Annotated in this window: 15 protein-coding genes; 4 read left to right on the top strand and 11 right to left on the bottom strand. The window is 73.9% G+C overall.

What is annotated here, in order from left to right:
• Positions 1 to 7 precede the first annotated feature (7 nt).
• Positions 8 to 2344, bottom strand: coding sequence for a sodium-translocating pyrophosphatase (locus tag L615_RS01225; protein ID WP_028656478.1), 2337 nt, complete (start codon positions 2342 to 2344; stop codon positions 8 to 10).
• Positions 2345 to 2873: 529 nt separating this feature from the next.
• The gene (locus L615_RS01220; protein ID WP_028656477.1) at positions 2874 to 3206 is read right to left on the bottom strand and encodes an STAS domain-containing protein; all 333 of its coding nucleotides are present in this window, start codon (positions 3204 to 3206) and stop codon (positions 2874 to 2876) included.
• A 154-nt stretch (positions 3207 to 3360) separates the two neighbouring features.
• On the opposite strand from L615_RS01220, the gene L615_RS01215 reads away from it, so the two are divergent.
• Together L615_RS01215 and L615_RS01210 are read left to right on the top strand one after the other, a co-directional pair.
• Positions 3361 to 5730 (top strand): DEAD/DEAH box helicase, encoded by a 2370-nt coding sequence (locus tag L615_RS01215; protein WP_232221822.1) that lies wholly within the window; start codon positions 3361 to 3363, stop codon positions 5728 to 5730.
• A gap of 10 nt (positions 5731 to 5740) precedes the next feature.
• Entirely contained in the window at positions 5741 to 6067 is a 327-nt protein-coding gene (locus L615_RS01210; RefSeq protein WP_145723829.1) for a hypothetical protein, read from the top strand.
• 1 nt (position 6068) lies between these two features.
• Here L615_RS01210 and L615_RS01205 read toward each other — a convergent pair whose 3' ends face one another.
• From L615_RS01205 to ssd, 7 genes are all read right to left on the bottom strand, one after another.
• Complete coding sequence (locus L615_RS01205) at positions 6069 to 6509, bottom strand: Rv3654c family TadE-like protein (RefSeq protein ID WP_232221821.1); 441 nt, start codon at positions 6507 to 6509, stop codon at positions 6069 to 6071.
• A complete protein-coding gene (locus tag L615_RS01200) occupies positions 6506 to 6871 on the bottom strand; it encodes a TadE family protein (RefSeq protein WP_145723828.1) in 366 nt (121 codons plus the stop codon). The genes L615_RS01205 and L615_RS01200 overlap by 4 nt, the downstream gene beginning before the upstream one ends.
• Positions 6868 to 7059, bottom strand: a complete 192-nt coding sequence (locus tag L615_RS01195; protein WP_028655971.1) for a DUF4244 domain-containing protein — start codon at positions 7057 to 7059, stop codon at positions 6868 to 6870. The genes L615_RS01200 and L615_RS01195 overlap by 4 nt, the downstream gene beginning before the upstream one ends.
• Positions 7060 to 7225: 166 nt before the next feature.
• Positions 7226 to 7951 (bottom strand): type II secretion system F family protein, encoded by a 726-nt coding sequence (locus L615_RS01190; protein WP_261376516.1) that lies wholly within the window; start codon positions 7949 to 7951, stop codon positions 7226 to 7228.
• A 3-nt stretch (positions 7952 to 7954) separates the two neighbouring features.
• A complete protein-coding gene (locus L615_RS01185; RefSeq protein WP_145723827.1) occupies positions 7955 to 8749 on the bottom strand; it encodes a type II secretion system F family protein in 795 nt (264 codons plus the stop codon).
• Positions 8746 to 9945, bottom strand: coding sequence for a TadA family conjugal transfer-associated ATPase (locus tag L615_RS01180; protein ID WP_145723826.1), 1200 nt, complete (start codon positions 9943 to 9945; stop codon positions 8746 to 8748). The genes L615_RS01185 and L615_RS01180 overlap by 4 nt, the downstream gene beginning before the upstream one ends.
• A complete protein-coding gene (ssd, locus tag L615_RS01175) occupies positions 9942 to 11045 on the bottom strand; it encodes a septum site-determining protein Ssd (protein ID WP_145723825.1) in 1104 nt (367 codons plus the stop codon). The genes L615_RS01180 and ssd overlap by 4 nt, the downstream gene beginning before the upstream one ends.
• A 130-nt stretch (positions 11046 to 11175) precedes the next feature.
• Between ssd and L615_RS01170 the strand changes: the two genes are divergently transcribed.
• Positions 11176 to 11985, top strand: coding sequence for an HAD family phosphatase (locus L615_RS01170; RefSeq protein ID WP_028655975.1), 810 nt, complete (start codon positions 11176 to 11178; stop codon positions 11983 to 11985).
• Positions 11986 to 12345: 360 nt separating this feature from the next.
• On the opposite strand, the gene L615_RS01165 is transcribed toward L615_RS01170, so the two are convergent.
• Complete coding sequence (locus L615_RS01165; protein ID WP_261376515.1) at positions 12346 to 14037, bottom strand: copper resistance protein CopC; 1692 nt, start codon at positions 14035 to 14037, stop codon at positions 12346 to 12348.
• Positions 14038 to 14183: 146 nt separating this feature from the next.
• Between L615_RS01165 and L615_RS01160 the strand changes: the two genes are divergently transcribed.
• Positions 14184 to 14411, top strand: coding sequence for a tautomerase family protein (locus L615_RS01160; protein WP_036518009.1), 228 nt, complete (start codon positions 14184 to 14186; stop codon positions 14409 to 14411).
• A 580-nt stretch (positions 14412 to 14991) separates the two neighbouring features.
• Here the strand turns inward: L615_RS01160 and L615_RS01155 are convergent.
• The coding region (locus tag L615_RS01155) for a LamG-like jellyroll fold domain-containing protein (RefSeq protein WP_145723847.1) at positions 14992 to 18578 on the bottom strand (3587 nt) is incomplete at its 5' end.

The raw sequence follows: 18578 nt of genomic DNA, 5'->3' as shown, positions 1-18578 counted from the left end.
GGCCCGGTCAGCCCTTGTCGAGTGCGACGGGCTCGGGGGCCTCGTCGCTGATCGCGGACGAGCGCTGCTTGGAGATGAACACCGCAGCGAAGATGCCGGCGGCGGCCGCGAGGGCGATGAGGATGCGGACCACGTCGTTCTCGTTCTCGCCGTAGGTGAGGCTGATGACCGCGCCGACGATGAGCAGCGACACGAGGTTCATCACCTTGAGCAGCGGGTTGATGGCGGGGCCGGCGGTGTCCTTGAACGGGTCGCCGACGGTGTCGCCGATGACGGTCGCTGCGTGCGCCTCCGAGCCCTTGCCGCCGTGGTGGCCGTCCTCGACGAGCTTCTTCGCGTTGTCCCAGGCGCCACCGGCGTTGGCGAGGAAGACCGCCATCAGCGTGCCGGTCGCGATCGCACCGACGAGGAAGCCGGCCAGCGGTCCGACGCCCAGGCCGAAGCCGACGGCGATCGGGCTGAGGATCGCGAGGATGCCCGGGGTGGCCAGCTCGCGCAGCGAGTCGCGGGTGACGATGTCGACCACGCGGCCGTACTCCGGGCGCGCGGTGCCCTCCATGATCCCGGGGATGTCGCGGAACTGGCGCCGCACCTCCATCACGACCGCACCCGCGGCGCGGCCGACGGCGTTGATCGCCAGGCCGGAGAAGAGGAACACCACGCCGGCACCGAGCAGGGCGCCGACGATCAGCTTGGCGTCGTACACGATGAAGTCGCCGAGCAGGTCGAGCGAGCCGAGGCCGCTCTCGTCGTCGACGGCGTCCTGGAAGGACTCGAACGCGGACTGCGTGTAGGAGGCGAACAGGGCGCTCGCGGCGAGGACCGCCGTGGCGATCGCGATGCCCTTGGTGATCGCCTTGGTGGTGTTGCCGACGGCGTCGAGCTCGGTGAGAATCTGCGCGCCCTCCTCGCTGACGTCGCCGGACATCTCCGCGATGCCCTGGGCGTTGTCGGAGACCGGGCCGAATGTGTCCATCGCGACGATGACGCCGACGGTGGTCAGCAGGCCGCAGCCGGCCAGCGCGACCGCGAAGAGCGCCAGGGTCGTGGCCCCGCCGGCGAGCAGCGCGGCGCCGTAGACGGCGGCGCCGATGACGATCGCGGTGTAGACCGCCGACTCGAAGCCGACCGAGAGGCCGGAGAGGATGACGGTGGCGGCGCCGGTCACCGAGGTCGCACCGACGTCCTTGACCGGGCGGTGCTCGGTGCCGGTGAAGTAGCCGGTGAGGGCCAGGATCGCGGCCGCGAGGACGATGCCGATGACCACCGCTCCGGCAGCGAAGGCGGCCGGGCCGAGGTCGGCGGTGTCGCCGCTGGCGTTCGCCAGGTCGCTCCACTCGCTCGGCAGGTAGATGAAGGCCGCTGCCGCGCTGGCGACCGCCCCGAACGCGGCGGAGAGGTAGAAGGAGCGGTTGATCGTGGTCAGCCCGCCCTCGCCGGGACGCGGCTTGGTGAGGTAGACGCCGGCGATCGCGGCGAGTGCACCGATCGCAGGCACGATCAGCGGGAACACGAGACCCTTGTCACCGAACGCCTGCGAGCCGAGGATGAGCGCCGCGACCAGCGTGACGGCGTACGACTCGAAGAGGTCGGCGGCCATGCCCGCGCAGTCACCGACGTTGTCGCCCACGTTGTCGGCGATCGTCGCCGCGTTGCGCGGGTCGTCCTCGGGGATGTTCTGCTCGACCTTGCCGACCAGGTCGGCGCCCACGTCGGCCGCCTTGGTGAAGATGCCGCCGCCGACGCGCATGAACATCGCGAGCAGTGCGGCGCCGAAGCCGAAGCCCTCCAGCACCTTGGGCGAGGCGTCCTGGAAGACCAGGACGACGACGCTCGCACCGAGGAGGCCGAGGCCGACCGTCGCCATGCCGACCACCGCGCCGGTGCGGAAGCCGATGTTCATCGCCGGGTCGCGCCCCTGCTCGTTGGCCGCCGCGGCGACGCGCAGGTTGGCCCGGACGGCGAGGGACATGCCCAGGAAGCCGATCGCCGCGGAGAACCCGGCGCCGAGCAGGAAGAAGACCGAGCGGAAGATCCGCACCGCCCACTCCGACTGGAGACCGCCCGCGTCGCCGGTGTCGGCAGGCAGCGCGAGCAGGACGACGAACGCGATGGCCGCGAAGATCGTCAGGGTGCGGAACTGCCGGGTCAGGTAGGCGCTCGCGCCCTCCTGCACGGCCTGCGCGATGCGCTGCATGTTGGGCGTCCCCTCGCCGGCGCGGAGCACCTCGGCGCGGAACATCGCAGCCATGGCGAGGGAGACGAGGGCGATGGCGGCGACGACGACCACGAGGGCGAGGTCGCCCCCGGAGACTTCGATGTCGGCAAGCAACGGACGGGGCATGCACTGCCTCCTGGGGAGTTCAGGTACGGGTCCCGGAGACCCAGGTCTGAGATCGTGGCCCGGAGTCTACGCACGGTGTGATGCAGAACACACGGATGTTGTGACGCGAGTCACAGGCATTTCGACGAGGGGTCGCCGGATTTCCGGTAGGTCGCATCGGCACCGTCCGCCATCAGGGCCCGGGGGTTTCGAGGCTCCTCGCTGGCGCTCGTCGCACCTCAACCACCGGGAGGGCGGCTCGACCGCAGGCGGCCTCGCGCCTCAACCACCGGGAGGGCGGCCCGACCGCAGGCGGCCTCGCACCTCAACCACCGGGAGGGCGGCTCGGCCGCGGGCGGCCTCGCGCCTGGACCACCGGGAGTCAGGCGCAGCAAACCAAAAGGCCTGCCGCCAGGCGGCGGCTGGACCTACGCAAGGCAACTGCGCGCGCGGCAGCGTGGCGCCCGCGCCGAAGGCGCGTCGAGGGCAAGTGCGGGCCGAGCTTGCGAGSGCCTGCGCGCAGCCCTCGACAGGCGACACGCTCGCGCCATCAAGCCAGCGCGGCCTCGGGGCTCTCGTGGATGACGAAGACCTTGGCGAGACCGGTGATCTTGAAGATCTTGAGCAGGCGGTCGGCGTTGCAGACCAGCTCGAGGGAGCCGTCGTGGGCGCGGACCTTCTTGAGGCCGCCGACGAGGACGCCGAGGCCGGTGGAGTCGAGGAACTCGACGCCCTGCATGTCGATGACGAGGTGGTAGGTCCCGGCAGCGACGAGCTCGGTGATCGTGTCGCGCAGCTTCGGGGCGGTGTAGACGTCGATCTCTCCACCCACGGCAACGACGGTGCGACCACCGACCTCGCGCGTCGACAGCGTCAGATTCAACGAACTCACCCCGGGATGTGTCACCTACGTGGGTGTCAATCAAACCATGCCCGTCGCGGGCGCGCACGAGGACGGTGGCAAGGGTTCACCAGCCGACACCGGAACCGGTGCCACCGCCGGGGGTCGGGTCGGGCCCTCTTGCGACAATCGAGGGGTGAGTGTCGAGCCCCGTTCCTCCCTGGCGCCCGCGCCTGCCCGGCGCGACCCGGGGGCGGTGCTGGAGCGGCTCACCGCGCTCCCCAGCCGGGCCGACCGGCTGACCCACCTGGAGCGGTTGCCGGCCCGTCCGGCGGTGACCGCGGAGTGGCCGGCGTGGACGGACCCGACCCTGCTGGCGTCGTACGCCGCGCGCGGGGTGGTCCGGCCGTGGGCACACCAGGTGGAGGTCGCCGAGGTGGCGCACCGGGGCGAGCACGTCGTGGTGTCGACGGGGACGGCGTCGGGGAAGTCGCTGGCCTACCTGTTGCCCACGCTCTCGGAGATCCGGGCGGCGCGCGGCCCGCGGGGGCAGCGTGGCGCGTCGGTGCTCTACCTGGCGCCGACGAAGGCGCTGGCGCACGACCAGTGGGCGGCAATCCGCGAGCTCGGGCTCGACGTGCGCGTCTCGACCCACGACGGCGACAGCACGCAGGAGGAGCGGGAGTGGACCCGCGACCACGCGGAGTACGTGCTGACGAACCCCGACATGCTGCACCGGTCGCTGCTGCCGGGGCACGAGCGGTGGACCCAGTTCTTCCGGACGCTGCGGTTCGTGGTGGTCGACGAGTGCCACCATTACCGCGGCGTCTTCGGTGCGCACGTCGCGCAGGTGCTGCGCCGGCTGCGGCGGATCTGCGCGTCGTACGGCGCCTCGCCGACCTTCATCCTCGCCTCGGCGACGGTCGCCGACCCCGACGTGACGGCGCGGCGGATGACCGGGCTCGACGTGACCACGGTGACCGCGGACGGCTCCCCGCGCGGGGAGGTGGCGGTGGCGATGTGGGAGCCGCCGCTGACCGAGTTCACGGGTGAGAACGGCGCGCCCGTGCGGCGTCCGGCCACGGCGGAGACGGCGGACCTGCTGGCCGACCTGGTGGTCGACGACGTGCGCACGCTCGCGTTCGTGCGGTCCCGGCGGGGAGTCGAGACGGTGGCGCAGCGCGCCGGTGAGCTGGTCGCGGAGGTCGACCCGTCGCTTGCGGGGCGGATCGACTCCTACCGTGGCGGCTACCTTCCCGAGGAGCGGCGGGCGCTCGAGGACGCGCTGCGCAGCGGTCGCCTCCTCGGCATGGCGGCGACGAACGCGCTCGAGCTCGGCATCGACGTGAGCGGCCTCGACGCGGTGCTGGTGACCGGCTACCCCGGCACCCGGGCGGCGTTCTGGCAGCAGGTAGGTCGGGCCGGCCGCGACGGCGGAGGCGCGCTGGGCATGTTCGTGGCCCGCGACGACCCGCTCGACACCTACCTCGTGCACCACCCGGACGCGCTGCTCGGTCGTCCGGTCGAGGGCACGGTCTTCGACACCGACAACCCCTACGTCCTCGGACCGCACCTGTGCGCCGCCGCCCAGGAGCTGCCGGTGACGACCGCCGACCTCGAGCTGTTCGGGCCCCGCACCCGCGAGGTGCTGGGCTCGCTGGTCGAGCAGGGCATGCTGCGCCGCCGGCCGGCGGGCTGGTACTGGACCGACCGCTCACGGGCCTGCGACCTCGCCGACATCAGGTCCGGCAGCGACCGGCAGGTGCAGCTCGTCGAGGCGGCGACCGGTCGCGTCGTCGGCACCGTCGACGGCGCCCGCGCCCACGGCACGGCGCACACCGGCGCCGTCTACCTCCACCGCGGCGAGACCTGGCTGGTGGAGGACCTCGACCTCGACGAGCACGTCGCGACGCTGCGCCGCGCGGAGGCCGACCACACCACCTCGGCCCGCGAGGTCACCGACATCGCCATCACCTCCGAGGAGGAACACGTTGACTGGGGACCGTGCCGGGTGTCGTTCGGGCACGTTGAGGTGACCAGCAAGGTGACGTCGTACCTGCGCCGCCGGGCCCGCACCGGCGAGGTGATCGACGAGACGCCGCTGGACCTCCCGCCCCGCACCCTGGCCACGACCGCGGTCTGGTGGACCGTGCCGGACGCCGTGCTGGCCCCGCTGCTGGAGCGTGCGGCGCTCGACGTCGCCGACCTGCCCGGCGCCGCGCACGCCGCCGAGCACTGCTCGATCGGGCTGCTGCCGCTCTTCGCGACCTGCGACCGCTGGGACATCGGGGGCGTGTCCACGGCTCGACACCCCGACACCGGTGTGCTGACGGTGTTCGTGCACGACGGCCACCCCGGCGGGGCCGGCTTCGCCGAGCGCGGCTACCGCACGGCAGCCGCCTGGCTGCGCGCGACCCGGGCGACGATCGCCGCCTGCGAGTGCGCGTCCGGCTGCCCGTCGTGCATCCAGTCGCCGAAGTGCGGCAACGGCAACGACCCGCTCGACAAGCGCGGCGCGATCACCCTCCTCGACGCGTTGCTCGCCGGGGCCCCGTCCGCGGCGTAGCCTGCCGTCCATGGTGATCTTCGGGCTGCTCCTGCTCGTCGTCGGCGTCCTCGGCATCCTCGCGGGGGTCTTCGGCAGCGACTACGACGTCGACAAGAAGGACCGGCGGACCACGGAGATCATCGGCATCAACGTCGACCCCGAGGTGCTCTTCCTGATCGGCGTCGCCTCGGGCCTGATGGTGGTCGCCGGCATCTGGTTCATGAAGACCGGGGCGAAGCAGGGCTGGAAGCGGCGCAAGGAGCAGAAGCGGCTCTCCGAGCTGTCGCAGAAGCTGGACGCCGCCGAGGCCGAGCGGCGCCGCGAGGACGTCTCCGGGCGCGAGGACGAGAGGTGAGTCAACCTGACTCACCTGGGTGGACCGGTCGGGCCCACCCGGGGGCACCTGCCCCGTCGCCCGCCTGACCCGGCGCCGGTCGCACCGAGCCGGCCCGTGCCTCGGCGGTGAGATCCTCGTCCTGGCCGAGCCAGCGCGGACCCGCGACGGTGACGGCCACCAGCACCTCGTCCCCCTCGACCACGCACCGGTCGAGCCGCGCGTCGTTGGCAGTCGCCACCTCGGCAGCCGCGCCGCACGGGTCTCGCGCTGCCTCGCTGAGCGCGGTGGCTCCGGCGAGGGCCGCGAGGTCGGCGGCGGACTGCGCCGATCGGTGCGACGCGACGATCGCCCCGACCACGGCCGCCGCGGCGCCGACGAGCAGCAGGAGACCGGCCATGGCGACGGTGAGCACGGTGGCGGCGCCGCGCTCTCCTGCTCGACCTGGTCGTGGGGTGGTCACTGGTCCTCCTCGGTGAGGGCGACGGCCTCTGCGTCGAGCCGGGCGCCGGGGATGGCGGAGAACAGCCCGCCCGGGCCGGCCATCCGGCCGCTGGCACGGACGACGACCAGGTCGCCCTCGCGGCGGACCGTGATCGCGATGCCGTCGGGGGCGACCCGCTCCCCCACGGCCACCGCGGCCGCCTGGTCGTCGCCGCGGGCGAGGGCGCGGGCGGTCTCGCGGGCGGCGTCGACGGTGCGGACCTGGCCGATCGCGACGGCGAGCAGCCACGCCAGGCCGGCGGTGACGGCGAGGAGCACCGGGAGCGCGACGGCCAGCTCGGCTGTCGCCGCTCCTCGCTCGCCGCGCTCCGCCCGCCTCATCGCAGGCCGAGCAGCCGCAGCACGTGCTCGAAGAGCGTCTTGATCAGGCCGTCGCCGAAGCCGCCGCTGAGCAGCTTGAACAACAGGCCGGCGAACCCGGCGCCGGCTGCGGTGGCCACGGCGTACTCCGCGGTGGTGACGCCCCGCTCGGTGCGCTCCTGGCGGAGCCGTCGGATGGTGCGGGTCATGGTGTCCTCTCCCTTCGTCGGTGGCCACGGGCGTGGCCGGGTGCAGCAGCCTGCGCGGAGGCGGCGACGGGCCCGTCCGTCGGCTGCCCCGGCTGTGGAGGGGCGGGCGCCGTCCACAGCCTCCGGCGCTGCAGGTGGACGCCGGCGTGACCGGCGGGACGCCTGGTCAGCGGGTGATCGTCGTCGCGAGCGAGACGGCCAGCGGCACGATGCCGAGGAGCAGGAAGGACGGCAGCAGGCACAGCCCGAGGGGTACGGCGGCGCGGACCCCGACGGCGCGGGCGCGGTCCTCGACCTCGGCCCGGCCGCGGCGGGCCAGCTCCTCGCCGAGGCGCTCCACGGCGGCGACGACCGGCGCACCGCTGCGCTGCGCCCGGGCGAGGGTGCGGCCCAGCGGTGCGAGCTCGGGGTCGGTGCCGAGCGCTGCCCACACGACGGCCGGGTCCGCGCCCAGCCGCAGCCGGGCGGCGACCGGGACCAGACGGTCGGCGGCCGCCCCGGGCAGTGCCCGGCAGACGAGCTCGACCGCGTCGGCAGCAGCCACGCCGGACTGCAGGGCGGCGGCGAGCAGGGACACGACGTGGGGCAGGTCCCGTCGTACCTCCTCACGCCGACGGCGTACGACGGTCGGCTCGATCCGTCCCGCGACGACGCCGACCACGGCCCCCGTCGCGATCCCGGCCGGCAGCGCCAGCAGGCCGCCGAGGAAGGCGCCCGCACCGGCACCGGCGAGCGCAGCCCACAGCCAGCGGCCGCGCCGCAGCAGGCCGTCGGGGTCGGGCTGCTCGGGCGCCGGTGTGGCCGGTGCGCCGACCGGGGGCGTGGCGGACGGACGCGGCCGGACGAGGAGTGCCACCGCGGTCGCGGCGAGCACGGCGATGACGGCGACCACGGCCTAGCCGCCGTCCACGCCGCGGGCGATGGCCTCGACCCACGCCAGCCCGGCCCAGGCGAGGCCGAGGCCGGCCGCGAGGCAGGCCAGGCCGGCCGGGTGGCCGAGCAGGAACGCCCACGGCTCGGCACCGGCGCCAGCACCCATCGCCAGCGCGAGGAACGGCAGCACCGCGAGCAGCCGGGCGGTTGCGCGGGCTGAGGCGAGCTCGCCGGCGACGACGCGCCGGGTCTGCTCGACGGCACGGAGGTCGTCAGCGACGCGGCCGAGGGCGTCCGCGAGGCCGTGGCCGGTGCGGTGGGCGACCTGCCAGGCGGCGGCGACGACGCGCAGGGACCCGGCGCCGGGCTCGGTCGCGAGCTCGCGCAGTGAGGCGGTGACGTCGCCACCACTGGCGGCGGCGCGGGCGGCCGGCCCGACGAGCGGCCAGTCCGCAGCGGCCCGGTCGAGGGCCTGGGCGGCGGTCTGACCGGCGGCGAGCTCGGCCTGCAGCGCGTCGCAGAGCTCGACGACCTGCGAGTGGTGGGCAGCGGCGACCCGGGCCTGCCGGGCGCGGCGGACCAGCCGGAGTGCCCCGGTGACGACGCCGACGGCGATCAGCGCGAGCACACCCGCGCGGGGTGACGACGCCGCGACGGCGCCGACCACGGCGAGGATGGCGAGGCGGGGTCCGAGGCGTCGTACCGACGGCGGGGCGGGACCGCCGGCCGGGGCCGCGGGGAGCGCCCCCGGCCCCCAGAGCACGAGGAACACGGCGAGCGCGGTGAGGGCCACCGCCACGGCCACCCCGGCGCTCACGGGCCCCGCCGCCCGTCGAGCAGGGTCAGCAACCGGCGCGAGCCCGGCCCGCGGCTGACCCGGCCGTCGGCGTCGAACGCGACCGCCACCCGGGTCTCGACCCGGCCGGAGTCCTGCCGCTCCAGCACGGCGACCTCGCCGAGCCGGCGCCGACCGGTGGCGCGGTCCCGCTCGAGGTGGAGGACGACGTCGAGCGCCGAGGCGAGCTGGCTGTGCGCCGCGTCCCGGCCGAGGCCGGCCGTCAGGGCGAGGGCCTCCACACGGGCGGGGACGTCGGTCGCGGAGTTGGCGTGCAGGGTGCCGCAGCCACCCTCGTGCCCGGTGTTCATCGCGGCCATCAGGTCGACGACGCTGGTGTCACGCACCTCCCCGACCACGAGCCGGTCGGGTCGCATCCGCAGGGCCTGCCGCACGAGGTCGCGCAGCGGGACGGCGCCGGCACCCTCCAGGTTCGCCGGTCGCGACTCGAGGCCGACGACCTGCGGGTGGTCGGGACGCAGCTCCGCAGCGTCCTCGACGACCACGATCCGCTCGTGGGGGTCCACCGTCCCGAGCAGCGCCGAGAGCAAGGTGGTCTTGCCGGTGCCGGTGCCGCCGGAGACCAGGAAGGCGAGCCGCCGCGTGACCACCTGGCGGAGCAGGTCGAGGCCCTCCTCGGTGACGGCACCGGCGGCGTGCAGCTCCGCGAGGGTGAACCCGCCGCGGCGCGGCACCCGCAGCGAGATCGCCGTGCCCGGCTGGGCGATCGGCGCCAGCACGGCGTGGCACCGTGTGCCGTCGGGCAGGCGTACGTCGGCCCACGGGGCGGCGTCGTCGATCCGGCGCCCGCCGCTGGCGACCAGCCGCTGGGCCAGGCGCCGGCACTCGTCCTCGGAGCCGATCACGACGTCGGTCTCCTCCAGGCCGAGCCCGCGGTCGATCCGCACCGGGCCGGGGCCGTTGACCAGCACGTCGGTGACCCCGGGCAGGCCGAGCAGCGGTTCCAACGCCCCGGCACCGAGGACCTCGCGACGTAGCCACTCGTAGACCGCGAGCACGGTCGCGTCGCCGACCGGGCGACCGGCCGAGCGGAGCGCGTCGGCGACCCGGTGCGGCGTCAGCGCCCCCGGCTCCGCAGCCAGCCGTCTCCGGACCTCCTCGACCAGGACCGCGACCTCACCGGGGCTCCCGGTGGCGCTGCTGCCGTCGCGGGTCATGCCGCCTCCCCCGCACCGGCCTGCGGGTCGGGCACGTCGCCGAGCACCCGCGCCACGGCCCGGGCCAGCGGGCCGCGGAAGGTCCGCAACGGGCCGAGCCCCAGGTCGACCGCCTCGGCGAGCCCGCGCTGGTCACGCATCTGCGCCAGCACCGGCAGCCCGGCGGCACGCTGCACGTCGGTGACCGAGAAGGCCTCACCGCGCAGCACGGCCCCGATGTCCGGGTGGTCCGCGAAGCGAGCCCGCATCCGGGCCGCGCCGGCCACACCGACGACGCTGCCGACGGTCATCACCAGCAGCTGGTCGCAGCGGGCGGCCACCTCGTCGACCAGCGCGTCGGGCGAGCGGGGGAGGTCGACGACCACCACCGCGTGCCCGCGGCGGGCGGCCGACAGGGCCTCACGGACGGCGAACGCCTGCAGGCTCTGGACCCGCCCGTCGACGTACCACGACAGCACGCCGAGCTGGCCGGTGTGCGGGAGTGCCTCGCGCAGCGCCCGCGCAGAGAGCCGCCCGGTGGTCTGGCACAGCGCATCCCAGCGGAAGCCCTCACGTCGCTCGACGCCGAGCATCCGGTCCAGCCCGGGACCCTGCGGGTCGCAGTCGATCACCACCGCCGGCGCCGAGCGTGCCGCCCACTGGCCGAGCGCACAGGCGAAGGTGGTGGTGCCCGCACCCCCGGTGCCGCCGATGACGCCCACGACGCGGGCGCGGCCGGGTTGCCGCTCGGTCAGGTCGGCGAGCAGCTCGACGAACCACGCCGACGAACCCGGCAGCTCGACGACCTGCTCCCCGCCAAGGCGCAGGGTGGTGCGGAACAGCTCGTGCGGTGCCGGACCTGTCGTGACCACGAAGCAGTGCGCCCGTGGCTCCGGCGCGTGGCGCACCATCTCCTCGGCGAGGTCCGCACCGACCAGGACGACGGGGGCCCGGGCCCAGGCACGCAGCGCGCTGAGCGGGTCGCGGGCGACGGTGGGCGCCACGTCGGCCGCGGCGGCGAGCGGCAGCAGTGTGGCCAGCAGGTGCTCATCGGCGGTCACCACCAGGACGGGGGCGTCGGCCGGCGCGGGCCGGCGGACGGTCGGGTCGTTTCGGGTCATGACGAGGTTGTCGCCGCGGGCCGACACCGGCATGCCGGCGCAGCACCGGGCGGTGGACAACCCCGGCTCGGCAACCCGCTGTGGACGCGGGGTGGCCGATCCGGTGACGCCTGAGACCTACGATGACTGCATGGCCCGACCGGGTGCGGCGCCCACAGCGGCGTTCTTCGACCTCGACAAGACGATCATCGCCAAGTCGAGCGTGCTCGCGTTCAGCAAGCCGTTCCAGGCCGGCGGCCTCATCTCGCGCCGGGCGGTGCTCCGCTCGGCGTACGCCCAGTTCGTCTTCATGGTCGGCGGGGCCGACCACGACCAGGTCGAGAAGATGCGGCAGTTCATGTCGCAGCTGTGCGCGGGCTGGGACGTCGCCACGGTCCGCGAGATCGTTGCCGACACGTTGCACAACATCGTCGACCCGCTCGTGTACGACGAGGCGGTGCGCCTCATCGAGGAGCACCACGCCGCCGGCCGCGACGTCGTCATCGTCTCCACCTCAGGCAGCGAGGTCGTCGAGCCGATCGGTGAGCTGCTCGGTGCGGACCGGGTCGTGGCCACCCGGCTCGCGGTCGAGGACGGCCGCTACACCGGCGAGATCGACTACTACGCCTACGCCGAGGAGAAGGCGAACGCGATCCGCGACCTCGCGGAGACGGTCGGCTACGACCTCGAGCGCTCCTACGGCTACTCCGACTCGGTCACCGACGTGCCGATGCTCGAGGCCGTCGGGTTCCCGCACGCGGTCAACCCGGACAAGGAGCTGCGCAAGGTCGCCGAGGCCCGTGGCTGGCCGGTCCTGGTCTTCAACCGGCCGGTCGAGCTGCAGTCCCGGCTGCACCTGCCGCCGCCGAAGCCCACGCTCGCCGCGATCGCCGTCGGTGGCGTCGTGGCGGTCGGTGCCGCCGTGTGGATCGGCGCCCGCAAGCGTGCGCTGAGCGCCTGAGGACGGCGCTGCGGGCGCGGCCGAGGTACGCCCTGACCCGCGCCGTCGAGTGCTGGACGCGGTCAGTGGAAGGTGGCCAGGTGAAAGGTGGTCCCAACCGGCCAGCGTTCCCCGGATCAAGGTAAAAGACAAGCCTTGAAGGTGGCCGTCCAGCGGCGTACAAAGGACATCAAGAACTCAAGAGCAGCACGTGATCCCGGTACCCACGCGGCGATCCACCCTTCCTAACAGGGCGCTGATCCTTCGGAAGACTTCCGGGGCAGCAATAGATGATGCACGCCTGGTAGCCATGGTTCACGTGTCAGCGGTGGCACCCGAGACTCTCGATGGCTCGGGTGCCACCTGCATGTCCGGGGTCGTTCAGGGAACGGGCAGCTCCAGCACGGTCACCGGGCGCTCGAACTCGCTCAGCGGCAGCGACACCTGCAGGCGCCACTCGCCTCCGGAGGGCAGCACCGCGGGCGCCGAGTAGACGCCGGGGCCGCGCGAGGTGGCCGGCAGGTCGCCGAGGTCCAGCTCCGCGCCGTCGGAGAGGCGCAGTGAAGGCGCGGACCAGCCCTCGGTCGGCTGCCCGTCGGCGTCGAGCAGCTCGACGGTGATCGTCACCGGACCGGTGGTCGGTGGCGCCAGGGTCGCGCGGACCTCGATGTCGCCGACCCGGGTGGTGTCGACGACCGGCTCCGTCGCCACGACCGGCACCTCGGGCTCCCGCTCGGGGCTGCGGTCGACCAGGAACCCCGTCACGAGCAGCACGGCGACCAGCACGCCCGCCTCCGCCGCGGTCGTGCGGCCGAGCAGCCCGGCGCCGGCGCGCCGCTCCCGGCGACGGGACGCGTCCTGGAGGCGCGGCACGAGGGCGAACCGGTTCCAGCAGGCGATGGCGACCGCGACCGCCGCGACGGCCACCTTCACCATCAGCAGCCGCCCGTAGCCGGTCTCGAGGAGCACGCCCCACGACCCGGCGATCCGCCACGCCAGCAGGGCGCCGGTCAGCACCAGCGCAACCAGGACGCCCGCGGCCACCACCGAGAAACGGTCGAGCACCTCGGCGGCGAGGGTACGACGCCCGCCGAGGTCGGGCAGGACGAGCACCAGCGCGACCAGGCCGCCGAGCCACGTGCTGCCCGCGAGGAGGTGCAGCACGTCCGCACCGACGGCGAGGACCTCGGGCGTCACGCCGCGGGTGTGCCCGGTGAGGGCGGGAGCCCCGACGGCGACCCCGCACGCGACGAGCGCCACCGTGCGCCGGGCCCGGTCGACCAGGCCGCGGCCGAGGAGCACGACCGCGAGGACCACGCCGCCGACGACGGCCGCCGCGACGCCGTACTCGAGCGGATCGAGGGAGGCCCACGTTGCGCCGTCGCCGAGCGCACCGAGGCCGTCGCCGACCTGGTAGACCGCGGTGAGCGGGACCCCGATCGCCCACGCGAGGCCGGCGGTGACGGCGCCGGCGCGGGACGCGCGGACCAGCCGGGCGCGGGCGCGGTCGGCGAGGTGGTGGTCGGGCAGGAACAGCACGACGAAGGCGACGAGGCCGGTCGTCAGCAGGAGTGCGGCGTACCCGAGCCACGTGACGATGCTCAGCCCCCACGGCGGTCCGGTGGCCGGGTCGTCGGCGACCTCGGGGGCGAGCACCTCGGCGCTCGGGGCGCCGATGCTGAAGGCCAGGGAGCCGCTGATCGGGTGGCCGTCCTCGGAGACGACCCGCCACACCACGACCAGGGTGCCGGCGCCCGGGTCCTCCTCGAGCGTGACGGCCAGCTCCGCGCCGCGGGCGGTGGCGTCGGAGGCGATCTCGTCGCCCGCGGCGTCGAAGACCCGCACGCCCTTCGGCACGAGGGAGACCCCCTCGCTGAAGGTCAGCCGTACGACGTCGGGTGCGTCCTCGACCACGGCTCCTTGCGCCGGGTCGGTGCTCACCAGGGTGGCGTGGGCGTGTGCGGGCGCGGGGAGCGCGAGCAGGATCAGCACGGCCGTCAGGAGCGCCGCGGCAAGTCGAGCGGCACGCTGCACGCTCCCGCGCATCGAGGTCGTGCCGGGTGCGTGCTCCACGTCCGCCACTGAATCAGCGGGCTGAACTGTTGTCAAGGACATGAACTAGCGCTGCGCCGTTTCGCCACCTAGACTCAGTTCACCATCCCGAACCAAGGTCGTCAGCGTGGATCGACCGGTCTGCGTCCGGCCGCGAAAGGACCGTCATGCCCAACATCACCGTCGAGCTGCTGGCCGGACGCTCCCTCGAGCAGCGCCGCGCCTTCGCCGAGGCCGTCGCCGACAGCGCGGTCGAGATCCTCGGCGCGCGGCGCCAGGACGTCCGCATGGTCTTCACCGAGCTGACGCCGGACCTCGTCGCCAACGGCGGCGTGCTGGCGAGCGAGGACGACAGCCGGGCGGGCGTGGTCGCCGCGCTGGCCTCGGACGGCTGAGCCGTCACGACCCACAGCACACCAGGGCGCCCCGGCCGTTCGGCCGGGGCGTTCGCGCGTCCGGCGGTCCGTCGTACCGCCACGAGGCACACCTCGCGCCGCCATCCCTCACACTTCGCGCCGCCATTCCTCACACTTCGCGCCGCCATTCCTCACACCTCGCGCCGCCATTCCTCACACCTCGCGCCGCCATTCCTCACACCTCGCGGCGCCATTCCTCACACCTCGCGGCGCCATGCCTGACACTTCGCGGCGCCATTCCTCACACCTCGCGGCGCCATGCCTGACACTTCGCGGCGCCATCCTTCACACCTCGCGGCGCCATTCCTCACACCTCGCGGCGCCATGCCTGACACTTCGCGGCGCCATCCTTCACACCTCGCGGCGCCATTCCTCACACCTCGTCGGGAAATGGGCGTGGGCCCGGAGGGCGGTTGCCTCCGGGCCCACGGTTCTCTCTTCAGGAGTCGGGTCTCCTCCCTCCCCCGCCCCCCTCCCCCGCCCGCTCCCTCCCTTCCCGCCCACCGCGAGGGTGGCGGGAGGGTCGGGGTCGGGCAGGGGTCGGGGGTGGGGTGGGTGGTCAGCGGCGGACGCGGATGTGGGCCACCTTGGTCGCCGCCTTGAGGTAGGCGCTGCCGCGGTAGGTCACCCGGACCGGGATCCGGCCCAGACGCGTGGCCTTGCCCAGGCGGATGGTGACCTTGCCGGCCTTGTTGACCTTCTTGCTCACCACCTTGCCGTTGAAGCTGACCCGCACCACACCGCTCACCGGGACCCCGCGGGGGCGGACGACGGTGACGGTGACCGACGGGCGCGCGTTCCGCTTGACCGAGGCCGGGGCGGCCACCCGCAGCTTCGCGGCGGCCTTGCGGACCACGACCTTCACCGTGCTGCTCGACGCCGCGTGGGTAGCGTCGCCGAGGTAGCGGAGGGTGACGGTGCGCGTGCCCGGCTTCAGCGACCTGGCCGGGAGGACCAGGGTCGCCTTGCCGGACGAGAGCGCCCGCGACACCAGCAGCGTCGACCCGGAGCGAGCCTCCACCTTGCCGGTGGCTGCGGCGGGGCTGACGGTGACGGCGAGGCTGGCCTTCTTGCCGTAGACGACCGTCACGGCCTTGGCCTTCACGGTCGTGGCGACGGGGTCGTCCGCCTCCTCGACCGTGATCGTGACCCTCGCGGGCTCCGACTCGGCGGTGCCGTCCGACGCCTCGTAGGTGAAGGTGTCGGTGCCGGTGAAGCCGTCCTCGGGCGTGTAGGTGAACGAGCCGTCGGCGGCGAGGGTGACCTCGCCGTGCTCCGGCTGCGTCGCACCCGTGGCCGTCAGCGGGTCGTCGTCGGCGTCGGTGTCGTTGGCCAGGACGCCGGGCGCGTCGACGGTGAGGGTGGTGCCCTCCACGACCGAGTACTCGTCCGCGGCTGCCTCGGGTGCGGCGTTCGGGAACGGGTGCTCGTTCAGCTGGGTGACTTCCTCGGCCGTCAGCTCGTAGCCGAAGAGCCGGAAGTCGTCCATCAGGCCGTTCCACCGGCCGTCCGGCCAGCTGGTGCCGCCCAGCATGTTCGCCGTGGTGTGGCCGTCGACCCCGACGTCACCGATGCCGATGGTGAAGTCGGTGCGGGTCCCGACGAGCTCGCCGTCGAAGTACAGCTTCCCGGTGGAACCGCTCATCGTGAACACGACGTGCGTCCACTCGTTCAGTGGTACGTCGTTGCCGGGCCCGAGGACCAGGCGCTCCTGGGCGCTGCCCGGGGTGCCGGGTGCCTTGAACGTGGCCGCGAAGCCCGTGGGTCCGTTGGTCTGGGTGTTCGACTGCAGCAGGAAGAAGGTGTCCGTGCTGCTGCCGATCTGGACCAGTGGGACCCACTGCGGCAGCGTGCCCGGCCGCACCCAGAGCGAGACGCTGAACTGCTCGTCCATGCCCTCGGCGATGTCGTCCGGCAGGGCCAGGTGGTTGCCCGTCGCCGAGCCGCCACCGGGGAAGCTCAGCCCCTTGCCGTACTTGCCGTCCTGGGTCCAGCCCACCGCCCCCTGCAGCTGGGCGTCGCCGACCAGCGGGTTGGTGCCCGAGTTGGCGGCGGTGGAGCCGCTGCCCTCGTCGAAGGTGTAGTGGACCGGGGTTCCCTCGCCGACCGGGGGCCGGTCGACGGTGTGGGTCACCGAGTCCCGCGAGTCCCGCCAGCCGTCGGCCGCCTGGAACCGGACCTCGAGCTCACGCTCGCCGGGCGGCAGGGTCAGCGCCGGGAAGGAGACCTCCCCGCCGGACACCGCGACCGGCTGACCGACGCGGCTGCCGTCGACCCACAGCTCGGCCGAGCCCTCGGCGTCGCCGCCGGACTCGTCCTCGACCTCCGCGGACACCGTGAGCGGCTCGCCCCACGGCGACGGCGACGGCAGGTCCACGGACACCGAGGTGGTGGTCCGCAGGGCCGCGCCCTCGTCGTACAGCGCTGCGACGTCGTCGTCGCTGAGCGCGCTGGTGTAGAGCCGCACGTCGTCCATCCGGCCGTCGTACGCCGGGTCGGGGTAGCCGTTGCGCCCCAGCCAGTTGTTCGACGTCGGACCGATGTCGGTCATGTCGATCGTGAGGTCGGTGCGCTGGGCGACCTGCACCCCGTCGAGGTACAGGGTCCCGGTGGCGCCGTCGCGGGTGAACACGACGTGGTTCCACCTGCCGGCCGCGACGTCCTTCGTCGGTACGGCGTAGACCCGCTCCTGGTCGCTGGACCCCTTCGCCTTGAAGGTCGCTGCCAGGCCGGAGCCGCCGGGGGCGGCGTCGGTCTGCATCTGCACCTGGAAGAAGCTGCCGGCGTCGCCGAGGCCGTCGCCGATGTGGAGCAGCCCGATCCAGTTCGCCTTCGTGTCCGGGCGGACCCAGAACGACGTGCTGAACGCGTCCTCGCCCTGCAGCAGGTCGTCCGGCAGGTCGACGGCGTTGGCGTTGTCGCCGCCGGGGAGCTCGAGGCCCTTGCCGAACACCCCGTCGTCGGTCCAGCCGGCGTCGCCGGTCAGCACCGCGTCGCCGACGGAGGTGTCGGTCCCGGTGTTCTCGGCTGTGGTGCCCGAGCCCTCGGAGAACTCGTAGTGCACCGGCGCCTCGTCGACGCCCGGGTCGGTCGAGATGACCACCAGGTCGTCGAGCATCAGCCCGCCGCCGCTGCCGGACCCGGACAGGGTCAGCACCTCCGAGCGCGCTGTCGCGGTGAACGTGTCGACCCACGTCCTGTAGGTCACCGCGTTGCCGGACGCCGAGGGCGTGTCGGTCCCGGCGGTGATCGTGGTGTCGAGGTCACCGACCTGCACCGACCCGACCGCGGGCTCGGTGCCGGCGGACCGGCTGTCGCGGGCGTAGCGCATCGAGATGCGGTACTCCCGGCCCGGGTCGAGGCCGGCCAGCGTGCGCTCCACCTCACCGGCGTTGCCCAGCGAGAACTGGTAGCCGGTCAGGCCGAGGCCGCCCTGGTTGGCGGACGCGCCGCGCACCAGCTGGACCGGCTCGTTGATGCTCCACGGCGCCATCCGGCCGTTGCCCGGCTCGAGGTCGATGACCATCGGCGGGTTGGCCGAGCGCCACTCGGCGGGCAGCTTCGGGTACTCGAACTGGTCGACGACCTTCGGCGCACGCTGGTCGAGCTTCACCGCCGGGTCGACGTCCATGATCTTCGCGACCGACGGGGTGCCGTCGGCGTCGTGGACGAACAGCATGTACGCACCCGGAGGGGCGTAGGTCGCGTCCTGCGGCGCGGTGACCGTCAGGGTGCCACCCGACTGCGTGAACTCCAGGTCCTGGAAGTTCTGGTCGTTGTTGAACCCGTGGGTGACCGAGCCGTTGCGGACCAGGGTGACCCGCGAGACGGGGCCGCCGCTGACGCTGACGTCGAACGTGCCGTCGTACCCGATCTTCTTCGGGCCGGCGGTGATCTCCGGCCGCTCGGCGAGCTCGTCGCCGTCGAAGAGGTACGCCGGGGAGTAGTACTCGACGTCGGTGTAGTTGCGCGGGCCCGGGGCGCCGCCGCCGCCGATCATGACCCGGCCGTCGGGCAGGAGCAGGGCGGAGGAGTGGTAGAGCCGGGCGTGCGCGTAGGGCGCCTCGATCGCGGTCCAGGTGTCCGTGTCCGGGTCCCAGACCTCGGCCGTGGTGACGTAGCCGCCGTTGTCGGCGTTGTCGCGGC

Source organism: Nocardioides sp. J9 (genome assembly GCF_007829375.1).
GTDB lineage: Bacteria > Actinomycetota > Actinomycetes > Propionibacteriales > Nocardioidaceae > Nocardioides.
Note: the sequence above shows the minus strand (reverse complement) of the source record. Positions and strands in the feature narration are given on the sequence as shown.

Coding starts and splice junctions, on each gene's coding strand:
- L615_RS01170 (WP_028655975.1), top strand. CDS start 11,176: ATGGCCCGACCGGGTGCGGCGCCCACAGCGGCGTTCTTCGACCTCGAC.
- L615_RS01195 (WP_028655971.1), bottom strand. CDS start 7,059: ATGACCCGCACCATCCGACGGCTCCGCCAGGAGCGCACCGAGCGGGGC.
- L615_RS01160 (WP_036518009.1), top strand. CDS start 14,184: ATGCCCAACATCACCGTCGAGCTGCTGGCCGGACGCTCCCTCGAGCAG.
- L615_RS01200 (WP_145723828.1), bottom strand. CDS start 6,871: ATGAGGCGGGCGGAGCGCGGCGAGCGAGGAGCGGCGACAGCCGAGCTG.
- L615_RS01210 (WP_145723829.1), top strand. CDS start 5,741: ATGGTGATCTTCGGGCTGCTCCTGCTCGTCGTCGGCGTCCTCGGCATC.
- ssd (WP_145723825.1), bottom strand. CDS start 11,045: ATGACCCGAAACGACCCGACCGTCCGCCGGCCCGCGCCGGCCGACGCC.
- L615_RS01225 (WP_028656478.1), bottom strand. CDS start 2,344: ATGCCCCGTCCGTTGCTTGCCGACATCGAAGTCTCCGGGGGCGACCTC.
- L615_RS01180 (WP_145723826.1), bottom strand. CDS start 9,945: ATGACCCGCGACGGCAGCAGCGCCACCGGGAGCCCCGGTGAGGTCGCG.